At 36.4% G+C, this 6,375-nt stretch carries 5 protein-coding genes; 3 read left to right on the top strand and 2 right to left on the bottom strand.

Annotated features, from left to right (window positions below; all coding sequences use genetic code 11):
- Positions 1-252 precede the first annotated feature (252 nt).
- The 3 genes from GVN22_RS26545 (at position 253) to GVN22_RS26535 (ending at position 2,685) form a co-directional block, all read left to right on the top strand.
- A complete protein-coding gene (locus tag GVN22_RS26545; RefSeq protein WP_240915787.1) occupies positions 253-537 on the top strand; it encodes a putative quinol monooxygenase in 285 nt (94 codons plus the stop codon).
- Between the two features lie 79 nt (positions 538-616).
- Positions 617-1,873, top strand: a complete 1,257-nt coding sequence (locus GVN22_RS26540) for a serine hydrolase (protein ID WP_166554035.1) — start codon at positions 617-619, stop codon at positions 1,871-1,873.
- A gap of 104 nt (positions 1,874-1,977) precedes the next feature.
- Complete coding sequence (locus GVN22_RS26535) at positions 1,978-2,685, top strand: SDR family oxidoreductase (RefSeq protein WP_166554034.1); 708 nt, start codon at positions 1,978-1,980, stop codon at positions 2,683-2,685.
- 137 nt (positions 2,686-2,822) lie between these two features.
- Here the strand turns inward: GVN22_RS26535 and GVN22_RS26530 are convergent, their stop codons facing one another.
- The gene (locus GVN22_RS26530) at positions 2,823-4,496 is read right to left on the bottom strand and encodes a hypothetical protein (RefSeq protein ID WP_166554033.1); all 1,674 of its coding nucleotides are present in this window, start codon (positions 4,494-4,496) and stop codon (positions 2,823-2,825) included.
- A 103-nt stretch (positions 4,497-4,599) separates the two neighbouring features.
- Complete coding sequence (locus GVN22_RS26525; RefSeq protein ID WP_166554032.1) at positions 4,600-6,189, bottom strand: glycosyltransferase family 39 protein; 1,590 nt, start codon at positions 6,187-6,189, stop codon at positions 4,600-4,602.
- Between the last annotated feature and the right edge of the window lie 186 nt (positions 6,190-6,375).

Here is a 6,375-nt window from a genome sequence, read left to right as displayed (position 1 = left end):
CCAAATCAAACTATTTTACTATTTTGATTACTTTAACTTGGCTAAAACTCAGGGCAACCTATTTTAGGCAAGGACAAATTGTAAATCTAAATTTTTAATTGTCAACACTTTATATCCGTAATTATTTTTTTGTCTGATTGAGCTTTCAGCAAAATATTCCTATTCTTTTCTCAGGAACACTTTTAAGCATTTGGCTTAGGGCTTAAAGCCTGTAGCGTAGAAATACAATTTTACTAAAAAACAAACCAACGTATGTTAACCGTTATCGCAAAAATTACTGCACAAGCAGGCAAAGAAGAGATTGCTAAACAAGCTTTATTAGGACTTATTCCTCCTACTGTTGCAGAGGAAGGATGTATTGATTATGTATTGCACCAATCTAACGAAGATGCTACGATTTTCTATTTTTACGAAAACTGGGAAAGTCAAGAGCATTTAGATAAACACTTGGCAAATACCCATTTAGTAGAATTTAGCAAAACTTCTGGAGAGTTTTTGGCAGGTCCAGCTGAGCTAATTTTAGCTACAAAATTATAATTTATTGGTCAAAGAGATTTTTCTCTTTGACCTACTTACCTCTCACTAAATCAAACACATAATCTCTCGATACTATAACATGAAAAAACTCTTCTTTTTTTACCTATTTCTCTTTACAATTACTGCTTTTGCTCAAAAACCTCAACAATTTACTTCAGGAATAGCTCCCGAAAAAGTAGGAATGTCTACCGAGCGTTTGAATAGAATAGAGCAATTACTCAATCGAAAAATCGCTGAAAAGCGTATTCCTGGTGCAGTGGTATTAGCTGCTCGTCATGGACAATTGGTATTGCATAAGGCATACGGAATGAATGATATTGAAGCTAAAAAAGCACAAAAAACGGATGATATTTTTCGTATCATGTCTATGACCAAAGCGGCTACTTCGGTGGCGGTCATGATGCTTTATGAAGAAGGTTTATTTAGTTTGGACGACCCTATTTCCAAATATATACCTGCTTTTAAAAATGGGCAAATTGTCGACCAAATCAATCCTCAGGATAGTACTTATACCTCGCATCCTGCTAAAAAAGAAATTACAATTCGACATTTATTGAGCCATACTGCGGGTATTCCTTATCAAAATGCTTTATACGGAAAGGCTAAAATTCCTTATTATTTTTCTACTCAAAACGAAACGATTGCCGAAACAATGAATCGATTGGGGGCTTTACCTAAGTTTCATGAACCAGGCGAAAAATTCACTTATGGACTCAATACCGACGTTTTGGGCTATTTTGTCGAAGTAGTTTCGGGAATGCCTTTTGACCAATTTTTGAAGAAAAAAATATTCGAGCCACTAGGCATGAATGATACAGGTTTTTATATCGACGATGCCAAGAAAAATCGACTAGTGACAGTTTATGAAGAAATAGGAAAAGAAAAAGGCATTACACCAAAGCCTCGTTCACAATGGACTGATTATCCTATTTCGGGCGAAAGAAAGTACTTTTCTGGGGGTGCTGGTTTGACCTCTACCGCTTTAGATTATGCCAAACTTTGCCAAATGCTCTTGAATGGTGGGACTTTTAACAAGACTCGTTTGTTGAGTCGTAAAACTGTCGAGCTGATGACTACCAATCAAATTGGTGAACTCAATATTAGAGATAACACCAATAAATTTGGCTTAGGATTTGAAATTTATACCCAAAAAGGAAAAGCATCTTTACCAAGTTCAGAAGGAGCCTTCGAATGGGGCGGTATGTATTACACGCATTATACCATCGACCCAAAAGAGGATTTATTACTGGTAGTAATGTTCCAAGTTTGGCCGAAAAAAGACGGAGGAATTGAAAAACAGGTACAACAAATGATCTATCAGTCGATTATTGACTAAACTATTTTGTCAAAATATCAGTTCTAAAAGGGTTATCACACAAGGTTATTGGGTAGTGATTTTTTACGAAAAGCTACCCAATAACCTATATCCCAACAAAAATTATGTCTGAAATCAAAACTGCATTTATTACAGGAGGTTCGAAAGGTATTGGCTACGGAATCGCCGAGGTATTAATCAAAGAAGGCATCAAAGTTGCTATCACCAGTCGTTCGTTGTCTGGTGCTGAGGAAGCTGCCGCAAAACTAAACGAAATCAAAGAAGGATATGCACTGGGCTTGGAATCAGATGTAAGAAGTCTTGCATCACAAGAGGCCGCAGTAGCGAAAGTATTAGCTACTTGGGGAAGAATCGACTATGTAGTTGCCAATGCTGGTGTAGGTCACTTTGCTCCCGTTCAGGACTTAACCGAAGAACAATGGCAAGAAACAATTGACATCAACTTGACAGGTGTATTCTTTACCACAAAAGCTACACTTGAGGCTTTAAAAGCTACACAAGGGTATTTTATTTCTATTTCGAGCTTAGCAGGAACTAATTTCTTTGCCAAAGGAACCGCTTATAATGCCAGCAAATTTGGTTTGGTAGGATTTACACAGGCGCTTATGATGGACGTGCGTAGCGAGGGTATCAAAGTGACAACGATTATGCCAGGGTCGGTAGCAACGTATTTCAATGGTCATACACCAAATGAACAAGATGCTTGGAAAATCCAACCAGAGGATATCGGTCAAATCGTTGCGGACCTAATCAAACTTCCTGCACGTACCTTACCAAGTAAAATCGAAGTAAGACCAACGTCACCGAAGTAATTGTGAGTTGTGAATGATGAATTGTGAATTGTGAATTTTGAGAAATCAAGAAAATGAACAAAATATCCTCGTCGAAAATCAAATACCCTAAGTTTTAGGCAAGGACGATTCACAATTAGTCATTCACAATTCACCATTCACCAATTCGTCTCCACGGCTTTTCTATTATCTGCCTCTATAGTAATGCTCTGCTGAGTGTTCAAAATACGTTTTTGAGTATCTTCAACTGCCAAAATAGCTAGTTTGTAAGTACCTGCATCAAATTCGAAGGTTGGAATTTGGTTTTCAAAATAAGGTCCAAAAACAGCATGCTCTCCTATCAATAACCGTACGCCTGCTTTCACCGAACGAAGAGGAAAAACATATACTCGTTTTTCTGATTTAGCAATCAAATAGACTCCATTATCAGGGTCGAGCCAAGGAAAATGAAAATCACCAACACCACGAATCACGACATTACCATCTTGCACTTTGGCTTCTTCTAATTTGATTTGTGGATCATGACTAAAATCATTGGTCAACAAAATGGGCGTCAAACTCCCAAATACTGTCGAAGGATTATAGTATCTAAACTGTGTTGGACTATTAGTTTTTCCCGACAAATCTTCATACGTCCAATTGAACATATTACAAATCAACCCTTTGTAGTGATAATCTATCTGTGAAATGCTTTGCCAAAACCCGTTGACATAAGTCAGTATTGAAAACGGTAAAGCAAACAAAAACATACGCCAACGATGCTTTTCTTCTAGCACTCGCAACAGCCAAACATACATCGTAATCACAAATAAAAGGCTGTAAATCTTGTAACGGCTCGTCAAGATCGTTGGCATTCCGTACCCTACCACCCTCGTCCATGCGACCATAAAAGATGATAAAACAATTAATAATATGGTTGCTAAAATAAAAACAGGCCAGTTTTTAGGAGTGGAATATTTTTTCAATCTAAAATCAAAAGGAATATTTCTAACAACACAAATCAATGCTAATATTAACAATATACCTCCCAACAAAATCGCCTTAATAGTTCGTGCCGAAATCGCTGAATCGAGTGATACATCGGCGGCACTTCCAGCAAAAGAGACAAAAGCTAAAAGAACTTTTTTCAAGTCTGCCAAAGTTGCAGAAGGCGTTGCTGGAGGTTTTTGGTAAGTTGCAAAATAGAGATAGGCAAGCAAGACTCCCAACAAAACCAAAATACCCAAGTTTTTCCACTGCTGTTTCAACAATAAAAAACCACCCATAATTGCTAAGGTAACAAAACCATTTCCACTAGTAAACACTGCAATGGATACCAAAACTAGCGCACTGATGAGTCTTTCCTCCTCTAATTCCCAAAATGCCCAAAGACTTAGGAAAACGATTCCAAAATTTTGGATAGAAGCCATTCCCCAATAGGTATTTTCCTGATTAATCGAGGTTAATAGTATCCAAGGAAGCGGCAAAAAGTACAAAAATGATATTTTATTTTTCTTGAAATAGGCAACATATATCCCCACCACACCTACTAACAGGATATTGCCAAACCACATTAACCATTTGTAATTAATACTTCCATAAATCCCATAAACCAACAAAAACCAAATACGAGTAAGTCCAATTCGGTGTTCGTTATGTTGGGCAAAAATGGCTGCAATTTTTTCTGTCCAAGTTTTACTATCTTGAAATTTTACTAAAAAACCTTTCAAGCCGTGGTCGTCCACGTAAGGAATATTCATACCATAAAGCTCAATCAATAGGAAATACAGTAGAATGGGTAAGATTAGTAAACCCCAAAACCAAAATTTCGACAGGACTTTTTGTTCTTTCACTATCTATAAATTTTAATATTTTGAAAATGCTTTCTAAGTATGAGTGATGAATTGTGAATGATGAATTGTGGATTTTTAAATATTCACAATTCAATAATTACATCTAGTATCGGTATTTCATACCCTCAAAATTGAACAATACTATGGTTTGTCCATTTCTTTTCAATAAAACCCTATCTGTTTCTTCAAAGGCAATTCGCTGAGTATAGGTTGCATCTTTGGGGAGATATAAGTTTATCAACTGTGCATCATGATTATCAAACTCACCTTTTGGACGGTCGATTGCTTTACTAAAACCTGTGGCGTAGAAAGAAGGATAAACAATGGTATCGCCAGGCATATACATCGACTTGATTTTATCTGCTACCATGATATATGGATTCGCCACACGATTACGTGAACTCGTGTACTTTTGCTGTCCGTCGGCATAAAAATGCTTGATAATTTTGGCAAATGAATAGAACTGAATAAGCAACATCACAGCAAAGCCTGCCAAAAGTATTTTATGGTTTTCAAACATTTTGACTAAAAACCAAGCCATCAAAATTGATACAAATGGTAAACCAAAGCTGGTGTATCTAAAGTAAAATCCTGTCATTAAACCCGCTTTGTAGGCAGAAACTACAGAGAAAACAAAAGGAATAAATACAATTAGCATCACAAAAGTAAACAACTGATATTCAGATTTTTTTGCTTTTTGTAGAACAACTAACGTAACTACTAACAAAAAGCCTACAACCAGCATGATTGCTATTTTATTGCCAAATTTTTCATACCAGCCATTTGTAAAAATAAAATAATCTGACACGATGGATGTTCCGCGAACAAATAGATTTTTGGCTGAAGCCAAATCAATAAATCCTTGATAAGAAGCAGCAAGCTTAGGGTTCTTCAAAATAGAATTGTACAAATTGGTGGCATCCTTAATATACAACAGTGCATATTGTCCAGGTCCTTTGGTCATCCAAAGCCCAAAAGGAATAGCCATAATCCCATAACAAATCATAAAACTACGAAGCTTTACCCATGTGCGATCGGCTATGAGCCAATACAAGCCATGTGCTAAAAACACTGTGAAGGTGAGGTAGTTAGAAAATATAGTTAGGATAATCGAGACAGTATAGGCAACATAATATTTTAGCGAACTTTTACCATTTACCATAATTTGTAAAAAGTAATAAGACGCCATTGTTCCGAAGAAAATACAAGTGGTATAAAAGCGAGCTTGCTGACTAAAAATAATATAAAACGGTTCGATAGCCGCCAAAAATGCTGCAATCAACGCAATTTTATCATTCTTAAAAATATTGCGTCCAATCAAAAAGATAAACAGAATGGTGAGTAGGTTATAGATAGCCGAAACGCTTCTTAAAGCACCATCCGAATGACCAAACAAATGCCCAAAGATATTCATCGTGATTAAATGAACGGTTGCGTTTCCGCTGGTATCGCCACGTGCGTTGGCATCCAATAATTCAGCAATGGTTTTAGGTTGCCAGAAATCTCTAGGCGTAAATGTTTTGTCTGGAGCCATCAAGGCCTTTTTTCCGCCAATGTTCACATTTCCGACGGCCACCATGATTCCTTGCTTTTCATCGCCAAAAATTCCATAGTTATTAATATGGTAAAAGCGTAGGACTGTTGCAAAAACAAAAATGAATAGGAAGGCGATATTTGCAGTATTCTTAGACATTTATTTCTATTTTGAGGTCAATGGATTTTAATTGTATGGGTAATATATTTAATAACACAGGAATGCTGTAGGCTAAAAGTTGAAAAGTATTTCTCATGAAATAATTTAAGCTACTATACCCAGCTTTTTTAAGTAGACATATTTTTTTGATAATGAGACATTTGCATTTTTATCCATCTTAAAAAG

The sequence above is a fragment of the Cellulophaga sp. BC115SP genome (assembly GCF_009905545.1).
Classification (GTDB): Bacteria; Bacteroidota; Bacteroidia; order Cytophagales; family Spirosomataceae; genus Flectobacillus; species Flectobacillus rivi.
The sequence above is the reverse complement of the archived record's forward strand: the minus strand, read 5'-3'. Positions and strand labels throughout refer to the sequence as shown.

Bases quoted from the DNA above. Each gene is read 5' to 3' on its own strand.
- GVN22_RS26545 (WP_240915787.1), top strand. From the start codon at position 253: ATGTTAACCGTTATCGCAAAAATTACTGCACAAGCAGGCAAAGAAGAG.
- GVN22_RS26540 (WP_166554035.1), top strand. From the start codon at position 617: ATGAAAAAACTCTTCTTTTTTTACCTATTTCTCTTTACAATTACTGCT.
- GVN22_RS26535 (WP_166554034.1), top strand. From the start codon at position 1,978: ATGTCTGAAATCAAAACTGCATTTATTACAGGAGGTTCGAAAGGTATT.
- GVN22_RS26525 (WP_166554032.1), bottom strand. From the start codon at position 6,189: ATGTCTAAGAATACTGCAAATATCGCCTTCCTATTCATTTTTGTTTTT.